Source organism: Sulfitobacter sp. (assembly GCF_039977885.1).
Classification (GTDB): domain Bacteria; phylum Pseudomonadota; class Alphaproteobacteria; order Rhodobacterales; family Rhodobacteraceae; genus Sulfitobacter.
Genome location: NZ_JBDWCI010000012.1, coordinates 381,565 through 405,916 on the forward strand (window position 1 = coordinate 381,565; position 24,352 = coordinate 405,916).

Below are 24,352 nucleotides of genomic sequence, written 5' to 3' on the forward strand. Positions count from 1 at the left end.
GCCGCGGCATGGCATAAGTCGATCAATATGAGCGGATCAAACCAACGAGGCGCCCTTGTACCTTCACCTGATCCGCTGGCAGGACGCGGGTTTCATAGGCAGGGTTGGCCGCCTCGAGGGCGATGGCCGCGCCTTTACGCTTAAAGCGTTTCAGCGTGGCTTCATGGTCTTCGACAAGGGCCACGATGATATCGCCATCGTCAGCCACGGCGGTTTCGCGGATGATGACTACATCGCCGTCATTGATGCCGGCCTCGATCATGGAATCGCCTTTGACTTCGAGGGCATAATGCTCACCTGCGCCGCTTAGCATCCCATTGGGCACCGTCACCCCGTGGGAGCGTTGATTGATCGCCTCTATAGGGACACCGGCAGCGATCTTGCCCATAACGGGGAGTTCTGTTGCCTCGACCGTTGTGACGGGCAGGGTGGCTGCGGGGGGCGGGGTATCTGGCAGGTCGCCTTCAATCACGCGGGGCTTGAAACCCGCTCCGCTTATGCTGTCGGGCAGCTTCACAACTTCGATGGCACGGGCGCGGTGGGCCAGACGGCGGATAAACCCACGTTCTTCCAAAGCGGTAATCAGGCGGTGAATGCCGGATTTGGAGCGCAGATCAAGCGCCTCTTTCATTTCATCAAAGCTGGGCGGGACGCCGTCGCGCTGCACCCGTTTGTGAATAAACGCCAGTAAATCGAGTTGTTTTTTCGTCAGCACGTGCACATCCCTTACCTGTTGTATCACATTTTGTTCTAGGGACGTTCTTGTTTTGTGTCAATGGATCAAAGATTAATGGCCTCGACAAGTGTACCTGCGGGTTTTGCCGGATCATGAGGCGGGCGCACCAGTAGGGCGTTGGCACCAGCCAGCACCGACAAGAGCGAGCTGTCCTGACGAGCCTCGGGCGTAATTGCCCCATCGGTGATGGTGGCGCGCTGGTAATGTTCGCGCGGGCCGTTGGCGGGAATATCCTGCGCCAATGGGGCGGTTATGCGCGGGGCCGCATTCTGGCCAAGCCCAAGCATGGCACGGATCATCGGGGCCACAAATACCGTACCGCATACCATGGCGGATACCGGATTGCCCGGCAGGCCAATCATTGCGGATGTGCCTAGACGGCCCGCCATCAGAGGTTTGCCAGGGCGCATGGCAACTTTGTAAAATGATTGCTCCATGCCCATTTCGGCGGCGACAGGCGCGACCAGATCATGGTCGCCCACAGAGGCACCTCCGATGGTCACAATCAAATCAGCCCCCTGAGCCAGCTCAAAGCTCCGCATGAGCGCGGGTGCAGTGTCAGCTGCAATAGGCAAGAGCCGTGTCTCTGCCCCCAACCCATCCAGCATGGCAGCAAGGCCGTAGCTGTTGGAGGCGATGATCTGGTCCTCGCGCGGGGTCTCGCCGGGTTGGACCAGCTCGTCACCGGTGGCAAGGATTGCGACCACAGGTTTGCGGTAAACAGGCACGCGGGCGATATTCATCGAGGCAAGCAGCGCGATATCGGCAGGGCGCAGGCGACGTGGCGCAGCCATTGGGGTGCCTTGCATGAAATCACCACCGGCGGGGCGGATATTATCCTTGTCACCGATGTTATGGCCCAGCGTAATCAGATTGCCACGGCGGGTGACATCTTCTTGGATGACCACGAAATCGGCACCCTCGGGCACAGGCGCGCCTGTGAAAATGCGTGCCGCTTGGCCTGCCTTTACGATCCCGTCAAAACGGTGACCGGCAGCGGCTTCGCCAATGACCTTGAACATGGCATCCGGTTCGACCTCGGCGCGGCGCAGGGCGTAGCCATCCATTGAAGATGCGGCAAAAGGCGGCTGGGTGCGCTGTGCAGTGACCGTCTGCGCCAGCACGCGACCGGCGGCGTGGCGCAGGGGGACTTCTTCGATATCCATGACCCGTGTGAGGGCAAAAAGCCCCTCAAGCGCTTGGGCAACGGGGATCATGGGTGCGTGTGGCGGCCTGATTTGCCGCCATCCTTGAGCGTGACGCGCAGGCCCCCGATTTCCATCGTCTTATCGACAGCTTTGCTCATGTCATAGACAGTCAAGGCGGTGACCGAGGCCGCGGTGAGCGCCTCCATCTCGACACCGGTTTGGCCGGTGGTTTTCACCGTGGCCGTAATGCGGATGCCGGGCAGATCGGGGTCCGGCACCAGATCGACGGAAACAGAGGTGATCGGCAGCGGGTGGCACAGCGGAATGAGGTTTGAAGTCTGTTTGGCAGCCATAATGCCGGCAAGGCGGGCCACCCCCAGAACATCCCCCTTCTTGGCGCGGCCTTCGGTAATGATATCAAAGGTTTCTTGCTGCATCTTGATGTGATTTTCGGCGGTGGCAATACGCGATGTTACTGCCTTTTCCGATACATCAACCATATGCGCGTGGCCATCGCCGTCAAAATGGGTAAGGGCCATTACATGCCTCCTGCGCGCAGTGGGTTTGCGAGCAGATGGCGGGTGGCGGCGGCCACATCTTCCTGCCGCATCAGGCTTTCACCAATAAGGAAGCTGCGCGCGCCATAAAGCGCCATGTCGCTCAGATCCTCGGGAGAGTTCAGGCCGCTTTCACAGACAATCATCCGCTCTCCGGGAATGTGTTTGGACAGGGTGCGGGTCACATCCAGCGATGTCTCGAAGGTGTTGAGATTGCGGTTATTGATCCCGATCAAACGCGACTTGAGCATCAGGGCGCGCTCTAGCTCTTCTTGGTTATGGGTCTCGATCAGCGCGTCCATACCGTAATGGGCCGCCGCATCTTCCAGCTCGGCCGCTTGGGCGTCTGATACAGACGCCATGATGATCAGGATACAATCGGCCCCAAGGCTGCGGGCCTCGGCCACTTGATAGGTATCATACATGAAATCCTTGCGCAGGATCGGCAGATCACAGGCCGCGCGGGCATCCACCAGAAACTGCTTGGCTCCCTGAAAGCTGGGCGTGTCGGTCAGAACAGACAAACAGGTCGCACCGCCGGCGGCGTAAGCCTTGGCAAGCTCCGCAGGTTCGAAATCAGGACGGATCAGACCTTTTGAGGGGCTGGCTTTTTTGATCTCGGCGATCAGGCCATAGCCTTCCTTGGTCGCGTCAAACAACATCTGGGCAAAGGGGCGAGCCGGTGGGGCAGTAGCGGCCATCGCCTCGACCTCTTCGAGGGGCACCGCAGCTTTATCAGCGGCAATTTCTTCCAGCTTGTATGTTTTGATCTTGTCGAGAATGGTCTGTGTCATAAATCCTCCGGGTCGCCCCAGTTTATGGCGGGATGCCCTCGGCTGCGCAACCACGCATTGGTCTGGCTGAAGGGGCGCGAGCCAAAGAAGCCTCGATATGCGGATAGGGGCGAAGGGTGCGGGGTCTCGAGTTTTAGATTGCTTTGCGGGTCAACAGCGCGGGCAGCCTTTTGCGCAGGGCCACCCCACAGCAGATAGGCGCGTGGCTGATCGGCCAGACGTGCGAATATCTGGTCAGGCAAGCTTTGCCATCCCAGATTGGCATGCCCCTTCGGAGTGGCTTCGGGTACGGTCAGGATCGTATTGAGCAACAGCACACCCTGAGCGGCCCAATCGTCTAACTGGGTTGTGCGGCGTGATAGGCCAAGGTCGCTTTCAAGCTCTTTGAAGATATTCCCGAGGCTATCAAGCTTGCCGCCGAACTCATCGGTGATGGAGAAAGCCAACCCATGCGCCTTGCCGGGGGTATGGTAGGGATCCTGTCCAAGGATGACGACGCGCACATCGTCCGGTTGCACCTGCTCCAGCGCGTTGAACACAAGATGGGCAGGGGGCAGGATGTTGCGGGTTTCTGTGCTTAGGTTCGTCTGGATCGCGGGCAGCGTGTCGTTAAAGAAAGGCAGCGCAGCCCATGCGCCCAAACGGCTGAGATCGAACATCACCCTTCTTGAGTGATTCGTGCAACGGCAGTGATCTTGTCCCGTGCGGCACCGGAATCGATACTGGTACGGGCCATTTCGACACCTGATTTCAGGTCCGGGGCCTTATCCGCAACCACCAACGCTGCGGCCGAATTCAGCAATACAGCGTCGCGATAGGCAGAGGGCGTACCATCCAGAAGCGCGTTAAAGGCCACGGCATTTTCTTCAGGTGTGCCGCCGATGATGTCCTTGAACGGATGCACAGGCAGGCCAGCGTCTTCGGGGTGGATTTCCATGTCGGTGATGGTGCCATCCTTGAGCGCGCTGACCCAGCTTACACCGGTGATGGTCAGCTCGTCCGTGCCATCCGAGCCATGCACAAGCCATGCTGCCTCGGACCCCAAGGCCAACAGCGTTTCGGCCATAGGGCGGGTGAGGCTTCGCAGATAGGTGCCGGTGAGTTGGCGTTTGACGCCCGCAGGGTTGGTCAGCGGGCCAAGAATGTTAAAGATCGTGCGCGTGCCCAGCTCGGCCCGTGTGGGCATGACATGGGCGATGGCGGGATGGTGCATGGGCGCCATCATAAATCCGATACCCGCCTCGTTCAGGGCCCGTTCCACCACGGGCGCGCCGACCATTGTGTTTAGGCCCATCTGCGTCAAGGCATCTGCCGCGCCGGATTTCGAGCTGAGGTTGCGGTTGCCGTGTTTGGCCACAACAACACCTGCGCCAGCGACAACAAAGGCCGTCGCGGTTGAAATATTGAGCGTGCCTTTGCCGTCACCGCCGGTGCCGACAATATCCATTGCGCCCTCGGGGGCATTCACAGGGGTGCATTTGGCGCGCATCACGGCGGCGGCGGCGGCATATTCATCCACCGTCTCGCCACGTGTGCGCAGCGCCATCAAAAACCCGCCGATCTGGCTGGGGGTGGCTTCCCCGTCAAATAGGATGCCAAAGGCTTCCTCGGCCTGCGTGCGGGTCAGCGGGCCGTTGGCCGCCGCATCAATCAGCGGTTTGAGACGTTCACTCATGCCGGCTCTTTCACCTCTTTGAGGAAGTTTGCCAGCAAGGCATGACCGTGCTCGGAGCGGATCGATTCGGGGTGGAATTGTACGCCATGGATGGGCAATTCGCGGTGTTGCAGGCCCATAATCGTGCCGTCTTCGAGGTCGGCGGTTATTTCAAGACAATCGGGCAGGCTGCTCCGCTCAACGGTGAGGGAGTGGTAGCGGGTTGCTTGGAAGGGATTGGGAAGACCGGCAAAAACGCCTTTGCCAGTGTGGTGCATCTGGCCCATTTTACCGTGCACAATCTCATCTGCGCGCACGACCTTGCCGCCAAAGGCTTCGCCGATGGTCTGGTGGCCCAGACAAACCCCCAACAAGGGGATGCCCGCGTCAGCGGCAGCCCGTGTCAGGCCAAGGCAAATGCCTGCCTGTGCCGGATCGCAAGGACCCGGTGACAACACGATGCCCGAGGGGCGCATGGCCAGTGCATCATCGACGCTTAGCGTGTCATTGCGGCGGATCTCCATCTGCGCGCCAAGGCCGCCCAGATAGTGCACCAGATTATAAGTGAAACTGTCATAGTTATCGATCAGCAGGAGCATCTTGGGCAATCTTCGTATTAGGACTGGAGAATGAGGGCGGTGGACGTGTATAGATATGGAGGGTAGATGGTCAGTCTTGGGGGCAATCGTCAAGAGGCAGGGCCGCCGGATCGGGTAAAAAACGGGTGCTTAATAGCTCGTAACTTCGTGAACGGCATGTAACAGGACAAGGAAAAAGCAGCCATGGCACAGGGTGTTTTGAGCGGAATAGCTCTTGGTGCGGTATTTAGCATCGGGGCAGCAGGCGTGATTTCGGTTTTGGTACCGATACAACCCTCTCCGGCTCCGCAGATCGGCACAGCAGAGGGCGTCGCCCCACCGGAAGCAGCGGTGCCTCAGGTAGAGGCCATTGTCACACGGGATGATGACGCAGCACTTCCCGACCAGCCCCCAGTTACGCCAAGCGCCCCGCTTGAGCAGAGTTTGCCGATCGAGCCAATGCCGGCGGCCCAGTCACCTCAGGTGGCGACCGATCTTGAGCGGCCGGAACAAACAGCATTGTTGAATGATGCCCCCGCGACAGCACCGTCTGAGCAGGCAGCCCCACTTGCCCCGCGCCCTGTGCCGTTGGAAGTGTTGGAGAGCGAGACCGCCGATGCGGCTCCGCAACAGCCCGAACCATTGCCGGCACAGCCGAGCACAGGAGACATCGAAGAGCTTCCAGCCCCCGATGCGCTGCCTGAAACGCAAGCGGCGCAAATTGGTGAAACCGATCCTGTTTTGCCTAACCCACAGGCGTTGGCACCGATGATTCCTGATGGCGGCGCAGATGCGGAAATCGCCGAGCAAGCAAGCGCACCCGCGTTGCCTGTTGAAGATGTTGAAGAAAATGAAGTGATCACAGCCGTCGTGCCTGAAGCGCCCGCGACTTCGCCAGTGCCCGAGGCATCGCAAGCAGAATCGCAGGTGCCAGATGAAGAGATCGAAATCAGTGATCTGGCACCAGTTGATCCGGCTCCGATAGACCAGACACCGGAGGAGGTCACACCGCTTGACCCTGCACCGTTACCCCGCATCGTAGAGACCCCCGGCGCGAGGGTATCAGATGTTCCCGGCGCGCGGGTTGTCACATTGGGCAATGATGCGCGCCCGCGCGTCGGCACACCTGCCAGCTCTTTGATCCGCTCCCCGTCCGAGGCAGAGAGCGCACCTATCGAAAGCATCAACCGAACAACGCCAACCGATCCTTCCGCGCTACCTCCTGTGCAGCGTTATGCGCAGCCGTTCCAGAACCCCGAAGGCAAACCGCTGATGAGCATTGTGCTGATTGATGGCGGTGGCGATCTTGATGCTGCCGAGATCGGCTTGCCCGCCTTGTCCAGCTTTCCCTATCCGATCAGTTTTGCAGTAAACGCGTCCTTGCCGGATGCGGCTGAGCGGATGGCACGTTACCGCACCGAAGGCTTTGAAGTGCTGGCCATGCTGGACCTGCCCGAAGCGGCCCAGCCTACGGATGCCGAGGTTTCATTGGCGGTGACCCTGAACGATCTGCCCGAAGTGGTTGGCGTGATTGAGGGAACGGGCGAGGGGCTGCAAAGCTCGCGTGACGTGGCCGATCAGGTCACAGGGATCCTGCGCGCCAGCGGGCACGGGCTTGTTACGCAAAGCAAGGGGTTGAATTCGATGCCCAAGCTTGCGGTGAAAGAAGGGGTGCCTGCGGCTCCGGTATTCCGGGATTTCGACAGTCAGGGCCAAACGCCCCGTGTGATCCGGCGCTTTCTGGATCAGGCAGCCTTTAAGGCGGGGCAGGAGGGTGGCGTGATCATGCTGGGCCGTCTGCGCCCCGAAACGATCGAGGCGCTTTTGGTCTGGGGGCTGGCCGACCGCGCGGGCACCGTGGCATTGGCACCTGTATCGGCGCTGCTGTTGTCGCAACGCTAAGCCCTGACAACAGCTGTTTTTGTCTACATTAAAAGGATCAGAAGGTGCGGCGTTTGCCGCGCCTTAACTGTTGCTCCCGTCATCAAAGCGTGCGGCATCTTCGGCTGCACGGCGGATGGCGCCGGATTTATGCACTGTCTCCATATACTCGGCCTCGGGGTCGCTGTCATAGACAACGCCGCCGCCTGCTTGGATATAAAGGGTTTCATCCTTGATCACGGCCGTGCGTAGGGCAATGCACATGTCCATATCGCCGCCCGCGCTGAAATAGCCGACGCCGCCGCCATAAAGGCCGCGTTTCTCGGGCTCGAGCTCGTCGATGATTTCCATCGCACGTACCTTTGGCGCGCCGGATACGGTGCCTGCCGGCATCCCCGCAAAGAAGGCATCCAGCGCATCACAGCCCTCGCGCAGTTCGCCTACCACGTTGGAGACAATGTGCATGACATGTGAATACCGCTCGACGATGAATTCCTCAGTCGGGCGCACAGTGCCGATTTTGGCTACGCGGCCCACATCGTTACGACCCAGATCAAATAGCATCAGGTGCTCGGCCAGTTCTTTCTTGTCGGCCATCAGATCGGCTTCGAGTGCGCGGTCTTCTTCCGGGGTTTTGCCGCGTGGTCGGGTGCCCGCGATGGGGCGAATAGTGACCTCTTGGCCAAAGACCCGCACAAGGATTTCAGGGCTGGCACCGACCACGTGGAAGCCGCCAAAGTTGAAATAGAACATAAACGGCGAGGGGTTGGTGCGCCGTAAGGACCGGTATAGTGCAAAGGGCGGCTGCGGAAATTCCTGTGCCCAGCGTTGGCTTGGCACCACCTGAAAAATATCGCCTGCGGTGATATATTCCTTGGCCTTGAGAACGGCCTCTTTATACGCGTCTTTGGTGAAATTGCTGACCGGTTCAGGCACGGGGGCGGCTTCGCCCAGATTACGAGAGGTGCCTGCGTTGCTACGATCAAGGTCGCGCACGGCATCCATCACACGCTCGGCCGCTTGGGCATATGCGGCGCGGGCGGATTGGCCGGGGACGACCCAAGCAGGGGAGACAACGGTCACTTCGCCTTTGACACCGTCCAGCACGGCAATCACCGACGGGCGCAGCATGACCGCATCAGGCAAGCCCAGCGGATCGGGGTTCACGTCGGGCAGGCGTTCCACCAGCCGGATCATGTCATAGCCAAGATAGCCGAACAGGCCCGCCGCTGATTGCGGCAGGTCCGCGGGCAGATCAATCTTGCTTTCGGCGATCAGGCTGCGCAGAGCATCCAGCGGGTTGCCATCCATGGCAGTATAGGCGTCTGCATCATAACGCGCTGTGCGGTTGACCTCGGAGGTTGTGCCACGACAGCGCCAGATCAGATCGGGCTTCATGCCGATGATGGAATAGCGCCCGCGTACCTCTCCGCCCGTGACGGATTCGAGCATAAAGGCATTCTCGGCAGCGCCGCCCAGCTTGAGCATAAGCGAGACAGGCGTGTCGAGATCGGCGGCAAGGCGGGTATAGACAACTTGATGGTGGCCCGCAGTATAGCGGTCCTCGAAAGCGTCAAAAGCAGGTGTAAGGTTCATTTTAATGGAAATTCACATTCACGGCGTTGATGGCGTTTGGATCAATGGATTGGCCTGCGCGCAACAGGGCGTCATCGGCAAAGATGTCGAACAGTCCCCGCGCCAGCGCTTCGTTCTGCTGGGTGCGTAGTTGGGCGACAAGCGCAGTGGCTTCTTCGCTGTCGCCGGCAGCATTGACCGCATCCAGACGTACCAGAACAACTGAAGTTTCGCCCTCTATGATGCGGATATCGCCGATGGCCATTTCGAATACTTCATTCATAAAGCCGGTCGGAGTGCCGCCGATAAAGGCGCTGCGCATCTGATCGGTTTCCTCGCGGGCGGTCAGGCCCAGTTCGGGAAGGGAGCTGCCAGCCTCAAGCGCTTGTTTGGCTGTCTCGGCCTGCGCTGTCAGAGCGGTGATGACCTGCTCTTCGTGCCAGCGTTTGGTCACCTCATCGGCAACATCGTCAAAGGTTGCAGGGCGCTCGTCCAGGGCTTCGTCCAGACGAAGGGCAACGATACCGCCATCGTCCAGTTCTTCGATCTGTGGGAAGTCACCGGCGTTCACGGTTGCTGCTGCTTGGCGGAAGGCCTCGTAAGCTGCAATGCCGTGGCTGCTGTCTGTGGTCCAGTCAATCTGGCCCAGAACCATGTCGCTTTCGGTGGCAAGCTCTTCGATGGTTGCGCCACCTGCAAGGCGGTCGTCAAGATCTTCTGCCTGTGCTGCAACGATACGGACCGCGCGGTCTGCGACAAGCGCGTCGCGCAGTTCAGGCTCGGCCTGCTCGAATGTGATGTTCTGCGCAGGCAGCACCGCGTTCACGCGGAACAGGGCGGGGCCAAGGTTGCTGGTTGCGGGACCGGTCACGTCGCCGGCTTGCGCTGCAAAGATGTCCGCACCGGCCGCCCCCAAGGAGGCCTCGGTCACATCGCCCAGATCAATATCTTGCAGCGACAGGCCGCGTTCTTCGACCAGTGCTTCAAAGGTTGTGCCTCCAACTTCGAGCGCTGCAGCAGCCTGATCAGCGCTTTGCTGATCGGCAAACACAAGACGTTCGACCAGACGGCGTTCGGGTTGGTTATATTGGTCGGACCGTGCGTCATATTCCGCACGAAGGTCTTCTTCGGGGATTTCGACCTGATCAATGATGTCGGAAGGGTTCAGCCACGCATAGGTGATTTTCTTGGTGGCGGGTAGGACAAAGCTGTCGGCGTTTTCGTCGAAATAGGCTTGCAGCGTTTCCGCATCAGGCGTGGGGATTTCCGCCTCAAGGGCGGCTTCGTCGAACGTGGCCCATGTAAAGTCACGCTCTTCGCCGACATAGCTTACCAGAGTTTCTGCGTAAACTGCGGGCATCTCGACGCCACTAATGATGGCACCGGACAGCAGTTGGCGGGCTGCTTCTTCGCGCAGGCTCGTTTCAAAGGTGGCTTCGGTCAAACCGGCTGAACGTAACGATTGGGCATAGCCTTCGCGATCGAATTCGCCGTTGATACCCTGAAAGGCGGGCACTTGCAGGATGCGCTCGCGCAGTTCTTCGTCGCCAATTGACAGGCCGATTTCGGTGGCCTCGTTATCCAATGCACGGTCGCGCATGATCCGTTGCAGGACTGCGCGATCCAGACCCAGCTGTTGCGCCTGCTGAAAGCTCATGGGCGATCCGGTCTGTTGGCTGATCGCGTTGAGTTCCTGCTGCATCTGGCGCGCGTATGTATCCACATCAATGGATTTGTCACCAACCGTGCCGATGGTACGGATGTTGCCCGTCAGGTTGACCGCGCCAAAGCCGCCCAGACCCAGAAACAACAGGCCCATAAGCCCCCACATGGCGGTTTTACCGACGCCTGATTTCTTTGCCATGTCTTCGCGCTCCCGCTTGGTGTTTTATGACTGTCTAAGGACTTGACCGCATAGGGGCAAGAGGGCGCTACCGGAGCGCCAGATCAACTGTTTGCAAGCGGTCGAAGAGAGCGCTGAGCCCGGGGACATCGAGATTGGCAAAGGCAATGCGCAGCTCGGATGCGCCAGCGGTGGCATCATCGGGGTAGAACATTGTCCCGGGCAGGCACAACACCCCGAATTCGCGCACCAAAAGCGGTGCAAGCTGCGCACTGCTCATCGCGAAGGGGTGGCGCAAATAGGCAAAATAACCACCAAGGCCAAGCAAGGACCAACCCTTTGCCTCAAGGCGCGGCATCTCGGTCTGGATCGCGGCGCGGCGGCGCAGAATTTCGTCGCGTTCGCCGGCCAGCCATTGATCAAGGTTCTGCATCCCCCATAGGGCTGCATGTTGACCAACCTGAGCAGGGCAGATGGCGACGGTATCAAGGAACTTTTCAATTTGGGCCATCAGGGCGGGCGAGGCGGCCATCGCCCCCATGCGGTGTCCTGTCAGGCGGTATGCCTTGGAAAAGGAATAAAGGTGGATCAGCGTTTCATCCCAATCTGGGAGGCTGAACAGACTGTGGGGCGCATCGCTGCGGCTGTGGAAGTCGCGGTATGTCTCATCCACCAGCAACTTGATACCATGGGCGCGGGCAAGGTCGTAGAACGCAGTGACCAGACTGTCGGGATATTCCGCTCCGGTCGGGTTGTTGGGGGTGATCAGCACAATCGCACGGGTGCGCGGGGTGATCAGCGCGGCCGCGGCCTGTGGGTCGGGTGTCATGTCGGCGGTGCAGGTCAGCGGAACAGCGGTCGCTCCTGCCATATCAAGCCACATTTTATGGTTGAAATACCATGGCACCGGCACGATCACCTCGTCCCCTTCACCGCAAAGCGCGGCGATGGCCGCCGCGAAAGCCTGATTGCAGCCCGAGGTGATGCAAATTTGCGCGGGTGTGACGCTACCCTCGTAAATGCGCGATGTCCGCGCGGCAAGCTCTGCGCGTAGATCATCATTGCCCAGCACCGGACCATAAAGATGGGCGCTGTCGTCTTGCAGCACCGCATCGGCCATGGCCTGACGCAGGTCGGGGTGGGGCGGTTCAACCGGCGCGGCTTGGCTCACGTTGATGAGGGGGCGCTCGGGCGGGAAATCCACCCCGTCAAGCCAGCGACGGGCCTCCATCACGGGGGGCGGGAAGGTTGTGGAAGTACGCGATGTTCTCATGATGGGGGTCCGTCCGGGGAAATTTGGAAATGCGGGTTTAGTCTTTGCCGCGGTAGGGTTCAACGTATTGCAAGGCCATATCCCACGGGAAGAAGATCCACGTGTCTTGGCTGACGCCAGTGATGAAGGTATCTACCATCGGCTCGCCTTCGGGTTTGGCGTAAACAGTGGCAAGATGGGCCTTGGGATAGATCTTGCGGACCAGTTCGAGGGTTTTGCCGCTGTCGACCAGATCGTCGATAATCAGGATACCACTGCCGTCACCCATCATTTCGGCATCAGGAGACTTGAGCACCTTTGCCTCGCGGCGCTGGTCGGCTTTGCCGCCGCCCGAGTGGTAAGAGACGATTGAAATCGTATCCACAGTGCGGATATCCAGTTCGCGGGCGACAATCATCGCAGGGGCCATGCCGCCGCGGGTGATCGCCACAACGGCGCGCCATCCTCCGTCATCGGGGCCTTTGCCATCCAGACGCCATGCCAACGCGCGGCTATCGCGGTGGATTTGGTCCCAACTGATGTGAAACCCCTTTTCATGGGGCAGACGGGTATCGGACATAGGATTTACCTTTGTAGCAAAAGTTTTAGGCCCAGCCCGCCAAGCAGCACCGCGGCGGTGCGGTCGATGACGGGTTTGGCACGTAAGAATTGAGCGCGCGCAGCGGGCGCGGTGAGGATAAAGGCACAGGCGGTGTAGAAAACCACCTCGAGTACCAGATGATTCAAGGTGACAATGGCGATTTCACCTGCGCCAAGGTCCGGCGGAAAGATTACCACCAGCACAGCGGCGGCAAAAAGCACTGATTTCGGGTTTCCCAGATTGACCAGGAAACCGCCAATAAAGGCGCGGCCGGCGGCTTTGGGGGTGCTGCCCAACGGGGCAGCGGCACCCCGCCACGTTTTTATAGCGAGATAGATAAGATAGAGCGCGCCGCCGATCTTCAGTGTGGCAAAAGCCCATGGGAACAGCGCAAATACCGCATCCATCCCCAACAAGGCCGCGAGCGTCCAAAGGCTGGCCATAATGCCAAGGCCCAGACCGGTGGCGATGCCCGCGCGTCGCCCGTTCGCAACAGAGCTGCGCACAGCCATCAAAAAGGCGGCACCCGGGCTCAGGATCGAGACAATCAACACCGCGTTAAACGCGATTAGATGAGCCGAGGTCACCGCCGGGCCATCCTAGGCTTTGGACATGTCAGGCGCGTCAACGGCCTTCATACCGACAATGTGGTAGCCTGCATCCACATGCAGGTTCTCGCCTGTCGTTCCCGAGCCGAGATCGGACAACAAGAACAGCGCGGATTTGCCGACTTCGTCGATGGTCACGTTGCGGCGCAGTGGCGAGTTATGCTCGTTCCACTTCATGATATAGCGGAAATCACCAATGCCAGAGGCGGCCAGTGTCTTGATCGGACCGGCAGAGATCGCATTGACGCGGATGCCGTCCTTGCCCAGATCCTCGGCGAGGTATTGAACGCTGGCCTCAAGCGCGGCCTTGGCCACGCCCATAACATTATAATGTGGCATGACTTTTTCGGCACCGTAATAGGTGAGGGTCAGGCAAGAGCCGCCATTTTTCATCATCTTTTCGGCGCGTTTGACGACGGATGTGAAGGAAAAGACCGAGATATCCATGGAAAGCGCGAAATTGGCGCGGCTTGTATCGACATAACGGCCGCGCAGTTCGTTTTTGTCCGAAAAGCCGATCGCATGGACGATAAAGTCCATACTGTCCCATTGCTCGGCCAAGCCTTCGAATAGCGCATCAATGGATGCTTCGTCACTGACATCGCAGGGCAATACGATGTTGGACCCCAATTGAGCGGCAAGCGGATCGACCCGCTTTTTCAAGGCATCCCCCTGGTAGGAAAACGCAAGCTCTGCGCCTGCATCGGCCAATTGCTTTGCAATGCCCCAGGCAATTGATTTGTCGTTGGCCAATCCCATGATTAGCCCCCGTTTGCCTGCCATCAGGTTATTTGACATCGCTGCATACTCCGTTCTTCATGTGCTTCGATACGGTCTACGCCATTGCATAGGGGCCATCAAGTGACGCGGGTGCTGTTCGACCTGAAGTTGCATGAAAGGGCTGTACAGATTTTGTTTTGTATCTATGATTGTGGATTATATTATACAGATGATGCGTAACCGAGACGAATTGTGTTCGTCCTGGTTGTTTGCGTTGGGCATTGGGGGCCGCGTTGATGGACCGTACTGGCATATTCTCTGGGGATGATCCTTTTGCGCTGGCGCGTGACTGGCTTGCTTTGGCGCGCACAGAGGAGATTAATGATTCCAACGCCATGGCGCTGAGCACGGTAGATCCGGACGGCATGCCCAATGTGCGTATCGTTTTGTTGAAAGAAATCGAAGAAGGTGCATTCGTCTTCTACACAAATTTCAATAGTGTGAAGGCGCACGAACTGGATAGTAGCGGTAAAGCTGCATTCGTGATGCATTGGAAGTCCTTGCGCCGTCAGGTGCGGGCGCGCGGCCTTATTAGCCGCGTTGATGATGCGAAAGCGGATAAATATTATAATTCGCGTTCGCTCAAAAGCCGGTTGGGTGCTTGGGCATCTGACCAATCACAGCCGCTTGATTGTCGTGAGACACTTGAAAACGCGTTGGAAGTGGCGACGCAAAAATATGGGGATACGCCACCAAGGCCGCCATTCTGGGGCGGTTTTCGGCTTATTCCTCTGGAGATGGAGTTCTGGGCAGATGGTGATGCCCGGCTTCACAACAGGTTTAAATGGGTGCGTGATACCATAGAGACGCCTTGGCGCGTCACACGTCTGAACCCTTAAAGTTACGAGTAAACCGCATGTTTTAGCGGCAGGGCCAATTACGGCACTGAAATCCAATTTTAGAAATGGTATGTCCAATATGGCGCAGTCAGAAAACGTTGAGATTCCGCAAACCCGTGTGCAAGGTACGGTTAAATGGTTTGATCCGGTAAAGGGATTTGGGTTTGTTGTCGCCGATTGCGGTGGGGCAGATATTTTGCTGCATGTGAACGTTCTGCGTAATTTTGGGCAAAGCTCGGTCGCTGACGGTGCGCGCATTGAGCTGTTGGTTCAGGTGACCGAGCGTGGTGTGCAGGCCAGTGCAGTGACCTCTATCACGCCACCGGTAGGGGTGCAGCCGTCACTGCCTGATATTATCGAGCTGGATAAGGAAGAAGTTGCCCGCTCGCCCTTGTTGCCGGCGCGGATCAAGTGGTTCGACAAATCAAAGGGGTTTGGCTTTGCCAATATCTTTGGTCGTAGCGAAGATGTGTTCGTGCATATGGATGTGCTGCGCCAATCCGGCCTGTCGGATATGGCCCCGGGCGAGGCGATCGTGCTAAGGGTCATTGATGGTAAACGTGGTTTGATGGCAGCAGAGGTGCGCGCATGGGAAACGGTTGTTTTAGAAGAAGAGAGCTGCTCGCAGCGTTAACGGCATGGAGCGTTATGGGGGCAGGGCCCTCGGTTGCGCTCACGCCTTTGGCGGCGCCGTGCCCGACCGACAGGGTCACCATTAACGGCGAATTCGGTACAGCGGCATTCAATATTGATGTGGCTGACGACGAACCAACCCGCGCACAGGGGTTGATGCATGTGGCGCAGATGCCGTTGAGCGCCGGCATGTTGTTCGTCTATCAAAAACCACAACCGCTCAGCTTTTGGATGCGCAACACGCTGATCGAGCTGGATATGATTTTCGTCGACGGTTTCGGCGAAATCAAACACATCCATCACCGCGCGCAACCCCATGACGAAACAGTCATCAGTCCGGGTAGTATCCCGCTTGTCGGTGTTCTGGAAATCAACGGCGGTCTGGCTAAACGGCTGGGGATCAAGGTGGGGGATGTGCTGCGCCACCCAGCCTTTGAGAGCCGCGAAGAGCCATGGAATTGCGCGGAATAAAATTTCCTGACTGTTGTGCTGTTTTCGGCTTTTCAATCCGATGAAGCTTCGCTAAGTAAGCCTCAGTCGGGGCGTGGCGCAGCCTGGTAGCGCACCTGTTTTGGGTACAGGGGGTCGGATGTTCGAATCATCTCGCCCCGACCACTTCTACTAAAACCCAGTATCTTGTTTGGCTCTTCCGTTTCACGGAAGGGCCACAAGGTGTTTTAACCCTACCTGTCATCTGTGTTAGAATCGCATGTCGGGCCAACTCGCCTCTCATTCGCTACATGTTGTGTTTGGTCGCCTGTCGGTTGCGATATATGGACTGAAAGTCTCATTTCCGTTGTTGCTATGTTGTGCCGGTGTCGCAGTGCGCGGTGCTGTCGCAGGCACGTGCCTTTTTTTTCCGCGCGCCACAGATCAAGAGATTCGGAGCGCGGAAAACGCGAAGAACGGAATCTATCAGTGTTGGATGTTGTCGTAATCGGCATGATTTAAAGCATTTTCCACGGGTCGTAAAAATTTGGAATTTTATCCACAGTCAAAGATGACCCACGCAGCTGTGAGGGCGGCGTGATCAGAGGATTACGTCAAGCATCAAAATCTGGATTTTTCGACAATAAATGCGTTGACCCGTCGGGGTGGAATACGCCAAGTTGTGCGGGCTGATAGTCACGCCACTAGATGTAGTGGGTAACGCTCAACTGGCGGGCTTGGCAGCAAAGAACAGGCAACGGTCGAAATGGCAGTTTAAATCGGCTGCGTCGGTGTGCGATAGCACCTGACGTGAGCACGGGCTTGGCTTTGCGGCCCAGTATCAAATCGGATGTCACAAAGCATCTGCAATGGGAACGCTGGAAAATGGGGCAGCGCTATGAAAATAGAACGTAATTTTACTACTCAGGGCCAAGATGCTTACGCGGATCTGGATTTCGTCAAAACAGTCTCCGAGATTCGCAACCCCGACGGCTCGGTTGTGTTTCACCTCGACAATGTCGAAGTGCCCCGTTCCTGGAGCCAGGTTGCATCCGATGTCATCGCGCAAAAGTATTTCCGCAAGGCTGGCGTCCCCTCAGAAGTGAAACGCGTTAAAGAAAAAGGTGTGCCTGAGTTCTTGTGGCGCTCTGTGCCCGTAGAGGGCGCAGAAATGGGCGGAGAGACCTCCTCCAAGCAGGTGTTTGACCGTCTGGCAGGCGCATGGGCCTATTGGGGCTGGAAGGGTGGTTACTTCACCACCGAAGAAGATGCGCGCAGCTATTACGATGAGATGCGCTATATGCTCGCGTCCCAGCGTGCTGCTCCGAACTCTCCCCAATGGTTCAACACTGGCCTGCACTGGGCCTACGGGATTGATGGCCCTGCCCAAGGCCACCATTACGTTGATTACAAAACCGGTAAACTCACGCGCTCGACCTCATCCTATGAGCATCCACAGCCGCACGCTTGTTTCATTCAGTCCGTTGCGGATGATCTGGTGGGGGATGGCGGTATCATGGATCTGTGGGTCCGCGAAGCGCGCCTGTTCAAATATGGCTCTGGTACGGGCACGAACTTCAGCTCGCTGCGCGGCGCGGGTGAGAAACTGTCGGGTGGCGGTAAATCCTCCGGCCTGATGGGTTTTCTGAAAATCGGTGACCGTGCTGCGGGCGCGATCAAATCAGGCGGCACCACACGGCGCGCGGCCAAAATGGTGATCGTGGATGCGGATCACCCGGATATCGAAGACTTTATCAATTGGAAGGTGCTTGAAGAGCAAAAAGTGGCGTCGATCGTCGCAGGCTCGAAAATGCACGAGCAAAAGCTCAACCTGATCTTCAAGGCCATTGCGGGCTGGGATGGCTTGGAAACGGACGCTTATGATCCTGCCAAGAACGAACAGCTGAAAGACGCCATTCGCGCTGCTAAAAAATCCATGATCCCCGAGACATACGTCAAGCGCGTGCTGGATTATGCAAAGCAGGGCCATACCTCGATCGAGTTCCCGACCTATGACACTGATTGGGACTCAGAAGCCTATAACTCTGTCTCCGGCCAGAACTCCAACAACTCGATCCGCGTCACAAACGCGTTTTTGACAGCCGTCGAGAAAGATCTTGATTGGGAACTGTTGGACCGCACAAGCGGCAAGGTTTCCAAGACGATCCGCGCCCGTGATCTGTGGGATCAGGTCGGCCACGCCGCATGGGCCTGTGCTGATCCGGGGATCCAGTATCACGACACTGTAAACGACTGGCATACTTGCCCCGAAGATGGTGCCATTCGCGGTTCTAACCCGTGCTCGGAATATATGTTTCTTGACGACACGGCCTGTAACCTTGCGTCAATGAACCTGCTGACCTTCCTCAAGGACGGCGTATTCCAGACCGCAGACTATATGCACGCTTCGCGTCTGTGGACCGTGACGCTGGAAATCTCGGTGATGATGGCGCAATTCCCGTCCAAAGAGATCGCTCAGCGGTCTTATGACTTCCGCACATTGGGCCTTGGCTATGCGAACATCGGCGGCTTGCTGATGAACATGGGCTATTCCTATGACAGCGACGAGGGTCGCGCGTTGTGTGGTGCGTTGACAGCCGTGATGACGGGTGTGTCCTATGCAACTTCTGCCGAGATGGCGGGCGAATTGGGTGCCTTCCCGGGCTATGCCAAGAACAGCGCGCATATGCTGCGCGTGATCCGCAACCACCGCAACGCAGCCTATGCCAATGAAACCGGCTATGAAAAGCTGAGCGTGAAGCCCGTGGCGCTGGATCATGGCAACTGCCCGCAGGGCGATCTGGTTGAGGTGGCAATGTCCATCTGGGACGAAGCTTTGGCACTGGGGGAGCGTAACGGCTATCGCAACGCTCAGGTGTCGGTGATCGCGCCGACCGGAACTATCGGTCTGGTGATGGATTGCGACACCACCGGGATCGAGCCTGATTTTGCCTTGGTGAAATTCAAGAAGCTGGCCGGTGGCGGTTACTTTAAGATCATCAATCAAAGTGTTCCTGCAGCACTAGAAAAGCTCGGCTATGGGTCGGCGCAGATTGAAGAGATCGTCAGCTACGCAGTAGGGCATGGGACCATCGGCAACGCGCCCGGCCTCAACCACACGACGCTGATGGGCCACGGTTTTGGCCCCAGCGAGCTGGCCAAAATTGACGCGGCATTGGCATCGGCCTTTGATATACGCTTTGTGTTCAACCAGTGGACGCTGGGCGAGGATTTCTGCACTCAGGTGTTGGGCATCCCGACTGAAAAGCTGAACGATCCGACATTTGATCTGCTCAAATCGCTGGGCTTTTCCAAAGCGGATGTGGATGCGGCCAATGACCATGTTTGTGGCACGATGACGCTGGAAGGTGCGCCGCACCTCAAGCCCGAGCATTACGCGATCTTTGACTGTGCAAACCCTTGCGGCAAAAAGGGCAAACGCTATCTGTCCGTCAACAGCCACATCTACATGATGGCCGCCGCGCAAAGCTTTATTTCGGGGGCGATCTCCAAGACGATTAACATGCCGAATGATGCGACCATCGAGGACTGCCAGAAAGCCTATGAACTGTCTTGGTCTTTGGGCATCAAGGCCAACGCGCTGTACCGTGATGGCTCGAAGCTGAGCCAACCCTTGGCTGCATCCTTGGTTGAGGATGACGACGAGGCGGCAGAAGTCCTCGAGAACGGTTCGATGCAGGAAAAGGCCGCGGTTCTTGCAGAGAAAGTGGTCGAGAAGATCATCGTCAAAGAGCTGGTTAAATCGCACCGCGAAAAGATGCCTCAGCGCCGCAAGGGCTATACCCAAAAGGCGAATGTGGGCGGGCATAAAGTATACCTGCGCACGGGCGAGTATCAGGACGGCTCTTTGGGCGAGATTTTCATCGACATGCACAAGGAAGGCGCGGGCTTCCGTGCGATGATGAACAACTTTGCCATCGCCGTTTCCGTGGGCCTGCAATACGGTGTGCCGCTTGAGGAATTCGTCGATGCCTTTACCTTCACTAAATTCGAGCCCGCTGGCATGGTGCAAGGGAACGACAGCATCAAATCCGCAACCTCGATCCTTGATTATATCTTCCGCGAGCTGGCGGTGAGCTATCTGGACCGGACCGACCTTGCGCATGTGCAGCCCGAAGGGGCGACTTTCGATGCATTGGGGCGTGGCGAGGAAGAAGGCGTGGCCAATATTTCGCAACTCAGCGAGGATGCAGCGGCCCAATCTCTGGAAGTTCTGCGCCAGATCACTTCACCCGGCTATCTGCGCAACCGCGTGCCGCAAAACCTGACAATGCTGCAAGGCGCTCAAAAACCGGCGGCGGCGATGGCTCCGGGCAACGTAACCATGGCTCCGACCAAGGTCAGCGATACGACAGCGCTTTCCTCGGGGTCGCTTTCAATGGACAGCCGGACCAAAGCAAAGATGCAAGGCTATGAAGGCGAAGCCTGTGGCGAGTGCGGCAACTACACGCTGGTGCGCAACGGCACCTGCATGAAGTGCAACACATGCGGCGGCACCTCCGGCTGCAGCTAACCGAACAAGGGCAGGGCGCATATTGCGCGCCCGCCCATCCAGACAAGGGGCAGGTGCGCTTGCCCCCTGACGCTAATCAGGCCGCAGGCATAAAACAAAACGAGCGGTAAACTAATGAGCTTGGTTATGCGAACCTCGGGGTGCCTTTATGGCACCCTTTTTCTTTGTAAAAGCAGGGGACATCTGCCGCTGGCCTGTTGGTGGTTGCGAGGGCTGTGTTATCACGAGACTGTGTTTCGAATATCCAGCGCATATGTGGCTTGGTACGCGCAACGCGGCGGTGTATTCATCTTGTCGCGCTTCGGTGACTTTATTTAACTCGATAGTGGAGGCTTTTGCGATGACGCAGGATCCGAAAATTTCTATTTCTCTTCTCATCATGCGGTTGGGCATTGCAGCATTCTTTGGCGCTTGGACCTCGCTTAAGTTCACCCGCCCTGAATGGTTTGAAAATGTGTTCCAGAACTTTTACGGGCTGTCCTTTATATCGGGTAGCATGGCAGCGATTGTTGGCGCTATTCAGCTGCTGTTGCTATTGGCATTTGTGTTAGGCTTCAAACGGACGATCAGCTACGGGATCATGGCCTTGATGCAGGGGGTCGGTGTATTGGCGTCGATCCCGAACCTGATGAACCTTACGCAATACCCCAACAACCTGATGTGGGCGGCTGTGCCTGCACTTGGATGTGTGATCGCTTTGTTCATCCTGCGCAGCTATGACCGCTATACCATCGACGGTATGCGCGGGACGCCCGCGCCGACCGTTTGAGTTTAAGGACATATCATGCCCAAAACTGTGGTAAAAATTGCAGCGGCTGCCATTGTGGTGGCTGCTGGTTATGCAGGCTATACGGCGTTAAAGCCGCCGTTCTGGCAAACCGGCGCACCATTGCGGGCCGGTAGCGCTCCGGTGGATTTATTGGCTGATCTGGATACCGGTAACCTTACAGAGGGCTGGAAAGAACGACGGTTTTTCCGTGTCACCCCGACGGATTACCGCATGACAACCGAGGATGATGCGCCCGCATTGCGCTGTACGACCAACCACGGTGCCTCGATCCTTGCACGCGATACGGATATCGCTCTTGATGATCTGGCCATCCTCAGCTGGCAGTGGAAGGTGACACAGCCGATCCAAAGCACGCTGGACGAAGACACACATGAGGGCGACGACCACCCGCTGCGCTATTATCTACGGTTTGTGAATGACACAGGCGAAGAGAAAAGCACCGAAATTATCTGGAGCAACAAGAAATACGCAGCCGGAGATTTCAAGATCATTGGCGATTTCTATCATCTTGTTGCCAACGGTCTGGATGCGAATGTCGGCACATGGCACGATCAAACTGTCGATCTGCGCAAGCTTTACGCCGACATTGGCGGCATCGGCGATGCGCGGTTGGACGTGATCGGGTTCTTTTGTGACAGTGATAACACCCGCACGAACAGCGACGGGTTTTTTCGTAACATCCGGCTGAGCCCTGCACCTTAGACCGATTGTGATCCGGTAAGCGGATAGCGGGCAATCTGGTGGAACATTCCGCCAGCGTCTTGCCCCATCAATGTAATGGCATCGACGACAAAGGGCGCAGGAAGCATAGTGTCGATCTGCGGCGTCAAAGTATCGATCAGCACGGCGGCTTGCGGCGCTGGCATCCGCCCGCTCAGGGTGAGGTGAAAGTGGAAGTCCTCGAAGACATAAGGATAGCCCCAGCGCAAAAGCTGTGCGTCCTGACGCGGGCTGAGGCGTGATTTGCGCCGGCGCGCGATATCCTCATCCTTCAGCGGGGAGCGGAAGGCGTCAAAATCGCGCACAACCTGTGCTGCAAGCACACTCAGGCTTTGGGCGTCGGTGGTCGGGCGCAGTGCGACAAACCCGTTGGTATGGCGCAAGGCCAATGCGTCAATTGTGGCGGGGGGGTGATGCGCGGCAAAGTGCTCCGCGGCTTTGTGCAGCTCTGCCTCTGAGCGGCCTTCAGACAAATGAAACGGGGCCTTTAAAGTGCCATGCAGCCCGTATTTGCGCGGTATCGCGGTGATGCGGGGCACATCAATGCCGGCAAGCTGCGGTTGCGGCACATGGCAGCCCCCCGCGCTGTCCCAGCCCAGCCATGCAGCTCCCCAATCGGCAAATGCTCCTGTCGGGGTGTAAAAGACTGCGTATCGTTCAAACATGATGCCTCCGGCGGGTTGCGGTATTGTGACCCAAGCACATGACACAGATATGACAGAGCCGCCGCCACAGGCCAGTCCCAAGTGGTCTTCCCAACTATGTTCCTAACGGTTGTTTCACGCTTGTGCGCTTTAACCCTGATCTATGTTGAAAACGGTTTCCCTGATCCTGCCCATACTGCTGCCGTCATGGCGGTTTTTTAAAACTGTAGAACCATCGCCAAGGATCGAATGGATGTTGGCCGACGGGGCGGGGCAGTGGCACCGCTATCGCCCACGACCCCTGCGGGTAACGGTCGGTGCGATGCTGTGGCGGCTGTTGTGGAACCCACGCCGGAACGAGGCACTTTATATGGTCAGTTGCGCCGAGCGGTTGCATCTGGATGCGGATCCTCACAGCGCAAAGCAGATTGCAGCGCGGCTGGCGCGCGAAATTTTGGCCAGCAACGCGGCGCAGGTGGGGATGGCTTTCCGGTTTCGCGTGGTGTTCGTGCAGCGGGTAGGCGCACAGATGGTTGCCGATATACCCTTTACCTCTGATCTGCTGCCCCTGTCAGAGGATGCCTTATGCTAGAGCTGGATGCGGCGCTGCGGCTATCTGAAATCCTGCTGGCGCTCGCGTTTTTGCAGCAATCGACCGAGCATATGGCAGGCGCTCGTGCCGAGCGGTGGCTGTTTGCGCCGCGCATTGTCCTTAGTCTGGCGTTGCTGGCTGGCTGGTTTGTGCCTTATGTGCTGGTGGGGTTGGTGTTGCATGCGGTGGTGTTGCTGCATTATTTCAATGGCCCCTATAACGGCGGTAGCGACAAGATGGGTATGTTGGTGCTTTTCTGCCTGTGTGCGGCGGCGCTGCTGCCCGAGGGGCCTGCGCAGGCAGCTGTGTTTAGCTATCTGGGCCTTCAGGTCGTGCTTTCTTATTTTGTGTCAGGCTGGGTAAAGGTTGTAAATACCGAGTGGCGCAGCGGACAGGCGCTGTGCGAGGTGTTCGACTATTCCGCCTATCCGGTCAGTTGCCAATTGCGTAGGGCGGCACAACAACCCCGCCTGATGTGGCTTGGGTCATGGGTGGTGATCCTGTTCGAGCTGGCCTTTCCGCTGGGATTACTGTGGGAAGGGGTGCTGCTGGCTATGCTGGTGCTGGGCGCCGTGTTCCATGTGGTGAACGGGATGCTCTTTGGATTGAACCGCTTTGTCTGGGCGTGGGTGGCGTCTTATCCGGCGCTGGTCTGGCTACAGGGGCTGCTATCTGGGGCGGTCTGATCGGGGTATTTCCGCCGATGCCACAGGGCGGGGCTTTTTCGGCGGTGCGGCGCCCATGCCAAAGCGGCAGATCGGCGGGGCGCCGCGTTCGCGGGCTGGTTGCGGAATGGGTTGTGGCACGATGCGCTTTGATGCGGCATGAGCGCGTCGAGGATCTTATCCCCCCAGAACCAGATCGGAGCAGTCCATGACACATCTCAAAACTTTCGCCGTCGTAACCGCAACCGTTATATCCCTGCCTGCCTATGCCATGGCGAAAAATGCGCAAGAGGCGGATGTGAACAAGGATGGCGTACTCAGCATTACCGAGGTGCAAACGGCTTATCCCGACGTAACCGAAGATCAATTTCTCACGCTTGATCTGAATGGTGACGGGTTGTTGGAAGACGTAGAGGTAAAGGCAGCCCAAGAGGCGGGCCTGATGGCCGATGGCTAAGGCATAAGAATTTGTTTGCGCGTGGCAGCGCGCGGGCAGAGC

Annotated in this window: 24 protein-coding genes and 1 tRNA gene; 11 read left to right on the top strand and 14 right to left on the bottom strand. The window is 57.9% G+C overall.

Translation table 11 applies throughout. From position 1 onward, the window contains the following. Positions 1-22: 22 nt before the first annotated feature. The 7 genes from lexA to ABJM03_RS10225 form a co-directional block, all read right to left on the bottom strand. Entirely contained in the window at positions 23-715 is a 693-nt protein-coding gene (gene lexA, locus ABJM03_RS10195; protein WP_348417280.1) for a transcriptional repressor LexA, read from the bottom strand. A 65-nt stretch (positions 716-780) separates the two neighbouring features. Continuing rightward, positions 781-1,953 carry a gephyrin-like molybdotransferase Glp gene (glp, locus tag ABJM03_RS10200; protein WP_348417281.1) on the bottom strand — a complete coding sequence of 391 codons (1,173 nt, stop codon included), beginning with the start codon at positions 1,951-1,953 and terminating at the stop codon, positions 781-783. After that, a complete protein-coding gene (gene moaC, locus ABJM03_RS10205) occupies positions 1,950-2,423 on the bottom strand; it encodes a cyclic pyranopterin monophosphate synthase MoaC (protein WP_348417282.1) in 474 nt (157 codons plus the stop codon). The genes glp and moaC overlap by 4 nt, the downstream gene beginning before the upstream one ends. Then, positions 2,423-3,235, bottom strand: coding sequence for an indole-3-glycerol phosphate synthase TrpC (gene trpC / locus ABJM03_RS10210; protein ID WP_348417283.1), 813 nt, complete (start codon positions 3,233-3,235; stop codon positions 2,423-2,425). Before trpC ends, moaC begins: the two co-directional genes overlap by 1 nt. Continuing rightward, positions 3,232-3,894: a uracil-DNA glycosylase gene (locus tag ABJM03_RS10215; protein WP_348417284.1), complete on the bottom strand. Its 663-nt coding sequence runs from the start codon at positions 3,892-3,894 to the stop codon at positions 3,232-3,234. The genes trpC and ABJM03_RS10215 overlap by 4 nt, the downstream gene beginning before the upstream one ends. Next, the gene (trpD, locus tag ABJM03_RS10220; RefSeq protein WP_348417285.1) at positions 3,894-4,910 is read right to left on the bottom strand and encodes an anthranilate phosphoribosyltransferase; all 1,017 of its coding nucleotides are present in this window, start codon (positions 4,908-4,910) and stop codon (positions 3,894-3,896) included. Before trpD ends, ABJM03_RS10215 begins: the two co-directional genes overlap by 1 nt. Further along, on the bottom strand, positions 4,907-5,488 hold the full coding sequence (locus tag ABJM03_RS10225) for an aminodeoxychorismate/anthranilate synthase component II (protein ID WP_348417286.1): 582 nt from the start codon (positions 5,486-5,488) through the stop codon (positions 4,907-4,909). Before ABJM03_RS10225 ends, trpD begins: the two co-directional genes overlap by 4 nt. Positions 5,489-5,671: 183 nt before the next feature. Here ABJM03_RS10225 and ABJM03_RS10230 point away from each other — a divergent pair, with 183 nt between their 5' ends. Then, positions 5,672-7,369, top strand: a complete 1,698-nt coding sequence (locus tag ABJM03_RS10230; RefSeq protein ID WP_348417287.1) for a divergent polysaccharide deacetylase family protein — start codon at positions 5,672-5,674, stop codon at positions 7,367-7,369. 63 nt (positions 7,370-7,432) lie between these two features. Here ABJM03_RS10230 and trpE read toward each other — a convergent pair whose 3' ends face one another. From trpE to fabI, 6 genes are all read right to left on the bottom strand, one after another. Then, a complete protein-coding gene (gene trpE / locus ABJM03_RS10235; protein ID WP_348417288.1) occupies positions 7,433-8,944 on the bottom strand; it encodes an anthranilate synthase component I in 1,512 nt (503 codons plus the stop codon). 1 nt (position 8,945) lies between these two features. Further along, positions 8,946-10,787: a peptidyl-prolyl cis-trans isomerase gene (locus ABJM03_RS10240; protein WP_348417289.1), complete on the bottom strand. Its 1,842-nt coding sequence runs from the start codon at positions 10,785-10,787 to the stop codon at positions 8,946-8,948. 67 nt (positions 10,788-10,854) lie between these two features. Next, positions 10,855-12,039, bottom strand: a complete 1,185-nt coding sequence (locus tag ABJM03_RS10245) for an aminotransferase (protein ID WP_348417290.1) — start codon at positions 12,037-12,039, stop codon at positions 10,855-10,857. Between the two features lie 37 nt (positions 12,040-12,076). After that, the gene (gpt, locus tag ABJM03_RS10250) at positions 12,077-12,598 is read right to left on the bottom strand and encodes a xanthine phosphoribosyltransferase (RefSeq protein WP_348417291.1); all 522 of its coding nucleotides are present in this window, start codon (positions 12,596-12,598) and stop codon (positions 12,077-12,079) included. Between the two features lie 5 nt (positions 12,599-12,603). After that, positions 12,604-13,206 carry a LysE family transporter gene (locus ABJM03_RS10255; protein ID WP_348417292.1) on the bottom strand — a complete coding sequence of 201 codons (603 nt, stop codon included), beginning with the start codon at positions 13,204-13,206 and terminating at the stop codon, positions 12,604-12,606. 12 nt (positions 13,207-13,218) lie between these two features. Beyond that, entirely contained in the window at positions 13,219-14,025 is an 807-nt protein-coding gene (fabI, locus tag ABJM03_RS10260; RefSeq protein ID WP_348417293.1) for an enoyl-ACP reductase FabI, read from the bottom strand. Between the two features lie 218 nt (positions 14,026-14,243). Here fabI and pdxH point away from each other — a divergent pair, with 218 nt between their 5' ends. The 7 genes from pdxH (at position 14,244) to ABJM03_RS10295 (ending at position 21,934) form a co-directional block, all read left to right on the top strand. Continuing rightward, entirely contained in the window at positions 14,244-14,846 is a 603-nt protein-coding gene (gene pdxH / locus ABJM03_RS10265) for a pyridoxamine 5'-phosphate oxidase (protein WP_348417294.1), read from the top strand. A gap of 70 nt (positions 14,847-14,916) precedes the next feature. Continuing rightward, positions 14,917-15,480, top strand: coding sequence for a cold shock domain-containing protein (locus tag ABJM03_RS10270; RefSeq protein WP_348417295.1), 564 nt, complete (start codon positions 14,917-14,919; stop codon positions 15,478-15,480). A gap of 14 nt (positions 15,481-15,494) precedes the next feature. Next, entirely contained in the window at positions 15,495-15,950 is a 456-nt protein-coding gene (locus tag ABJM03_RS10275) for a DUF192 domain-containing protein (protein WP_348417296.1), read from the top strand. A gap of 67 nt (positions 15,951-16,017) precedes the next feature. Next, positions 16,018-16,094, top strand: a tRNA-Pro gene (locus ABJM03_RS10280). Positions 16,095-16,806: 712 nt separating this feature from the next. Continuing rightward, positions 16,807-20,442 carry a vitamin B12-dependent ribonucleotide reductase gene (locus ABJM03_RS10285; RefSeq protein ID WP_348417297.1) on the top strand — a complete coding sequence of 1,212 codons (3,636 nt, stop codon included), beginning with the start codon at positions 16,807-16,809 and terminating at the stop codon, positions 20,440-20,442. 340 nt (positions 20,443-20,782) lie between these two features. Beyond that, positions 20,783-21,211: a hypothetical protein gene (locus tag ABJM03_RS10290; RefSeq protein ID WP_348417298.1), complete on the top strand. Its 429-nt coding sequence runs from the start codon at positions 20,783-20,785 to the stop codon at positions 21,209-21,211. A 15-nt stretch (positions 21,212-21,226) separates the two neighbouring features. Continuing rightward, a complete protein-coding gene (locus ABJM03_RS10295; RefSeq protein ID WP_348417299.1) occupies positions 21,227-21,934 on the top strand; it encodes a DUF3047 domain-containing protein in 708 nt (235 codons plus the stop codon). Here ABJM03_RS10295 and ABJM03_RS10300 read toward each other — a convergent pair. Continuing rightward, positions 21,931-22,617 (bottom strand): DUF1045 domain-containing protein, encoded by a 687-nt coding sequence (locus ABJM03_RS10300; RefSeq protein WP_348417300.1) that lies wholly within the window; start codon positions 22,615-22,617, stop codon positions 21,931-21,933. The genes ABJM03_RS10295 and ABJM03_RS10300 overlap by 4 nt on opposite strands. Positions 22,618-22,849: 232 nt before the next feature. On the opposite strand from ABJM03_RS10300, the gene ABJM03_RS10305 reads away from it, so the two are divergent. The 3 genes from ABJM03_RS10305 (at position 22,850) to ABJM03_RS10315 (ending at position 24,310) form a co-directional block, all read left to right on the top strand. Next, positions 22,850-23,188, top strand: a complete 339-nt coding sequence (locus tag ABJM03_RS10305) for a hypothetical protein (RefSeq protein ID WP_348417301.1) — start codon at positions 22,850-22,852, stop codon at positions 23,186-23,188. Next, a complete protein-coding gene (locus tag ABJM03_RS10310) occupies positions 23,182-23,874 on the top strand; it encodes an HTTM domain-containing protein (RefSeq protein WP_348417302.1) in 693 nt (230 codons plus the stop codon). The genes ABJM03_RS10305 and ABJM03_RS10310 overlap by 7 nt, the downstream gene beginning before the upstream one ends. Before the next feature lie 187 nt (positions 23,875-24,061). Further along, on the top strand, positions 24,062-24,310 hold the full coding sequence (locus ABJM03_RS10315) for a hypothetical protein (protein ID WP_348417303.1): 249 nt from the start codon (positions 24,062-24,064) through the stop codon (positions 24,308-24,310). Positions 24,311-24,352 lie beyond the last annotated feature (42 nt).

Excerpts from the sequence above, each read along its gene's own strand:
- glp (WP_348417281.1), bottom strand. The coding sequence starts at position 1,953 with ATGATCCCCGTTGCCCAAGCGCTTGAGGGGCTTTTTGCCCTCACACGG.
- moaC (WP_348417282.1), bottom strand. The coding sequence starts at position 2,423 with ATGGCCCTTACCCATTTTGACGGCGATGGCCACGCGCATATGGTTGAT.
- trpC (WP_348417283.1), bottom strand. The coding sequence starts at position 3,235 with ATGACACAGACCATTCTCGACAAGATCAAAACATACAAGCTGGAAGAA.
- ABJM03_RS10215 (WP_348417284.1), bottom strand. The coding sequence starts at position 3,894 with ATGTTCGATCTCAGCCGTTTGGGCGCATGGGCTGCGCTGCCTTTCTTT.
- trpD (WP_348417285.1), bottom strand. The coding sequence starts at position 4,910 with ATGAGTGAACGTCTCAAACCGCTGATTGATGCGGCGGCCAACGGCCCG.
- ABJM03_RS10225 (WP_348417286.1), bottom strand. The coding sequence starts at position 5,488 with ATGCTCCTGCTGATCGATAACTATGACAGTTTCACTTATAATCTGGTG.
- ABJM03_RS10230 (WP_348417287.1), top strand. The coding sequence starts at position 5,672 with ATGGCACAGGGTGTTTTGAGCGGAATAGCTCTTGGTGCGGTATTTAGC.
- trpE (WP_348417288.1), bottom strand. The coding sequence starts at position 8,944 with ATGAACCTTACACCTGCTTTTGACGCTTTCGAGGACCGCTATACTGCG.
- ABJM03_RS10240 (WP_348417289.1), bottom strand. The coding sequence starts at position 10,787 with ATGGCAAAGAAATCAGGCGTCGGTAAAACCGCCATGTGGGGGCTTATG.
- ABJM03_RS10245 (WP_348417290.1), bottom strand. The coding sequence starts at position 12,039 with ATGAGAACATCGCGTACTTCCACAACCTTCCCGCCCCCCGTGATGGAG.
- gpt (WP_348417291.1), bottom strand. The coding sequence starts at position 12,598 with ATGTCCGATACCCGTCTGCCCCATGAAAAGGGGTTTCACATCAGTTGG.
- fabI (WP_348417293.1), bottom strand. The coding sequence starts at position 14,025 with ATGTCAAATAACCTGATGGCAGGCAAACGGGGGCTAATCATGGGATTG.
- pdxH (WP_348417294.1), top strand. The coding sequence starts at position 14,244 with ATGGACCGTACTGGCATATTCTCTGGGGATGATCCTTTTGCGCTGGCG.
- ABJM03_RS10270 (WP_348417295.1), top strand. The coding sequence starts at position 14,917 with ATGTCCAATATGGCGCAGTCAGAAAACGTTGAGATTCCGCAAACCCGT.
- ABJM03_RS10275 (WP_348417296.1), top strand. The coding sequence starts at position 15,495 with ATGGGGGCAGGGCCCTCGGTTGCGCTCACGCCTTTGGCGGCGCCGTGC.
- ABJM03_RS10285 (WP_348417297.1), top strand. The coding sequence starts at position 16,807 with ATGAAAATAGAACGTAATTTTACTACTCAGGGCCAAGATGCTTACGCG.
- ABJM03_RS10290 (WP_348417298.1), top strand. The coding sequence starts at position 20,783 with ATGACGCAGGATCCGAAAATTTCTATTTCTCTTCTCATCATGCGGTTG.
- ABJM03_RS10295 (WP_348417299.1), top strand. The coding sequence starts at position 21,227 with ATGCCCAAAACTGTGGTAAAAATTGCAGCGGCTGCCATTGTGGTGGCT.
- ABJM03_RS10300 (WP_348417300.1), bottom strand. The coding sequence starts at position 22,617 with ATGTTTGAACGATACGCAGTCTTTTACACCCCGACAGGAGCATTTGCC.
- ABJM03_RS10305 (WP_348417301.1), top strand. The coding sequence starts at position 22,850 with ATGTTGGCCGACGGGGCGGGGCAGTGGCACCGCTATCGCCCACGACCC.
- ABJM03_RS10310 (WP_348417302.1), top strand. The coding sequence starts at position 23,182 with ATGCTAGAGCTGGATGCGGCGCTGCGGCTATCTGAAATCCTGCTGGCG.
- ABJM03_RS10315 (WP_348417303.1), top strand. The coding sequence starts at position 24,062 with ATGACACATCTCAAAACTTTCGCCGTCGTAACCGCAACCGTTATATCC.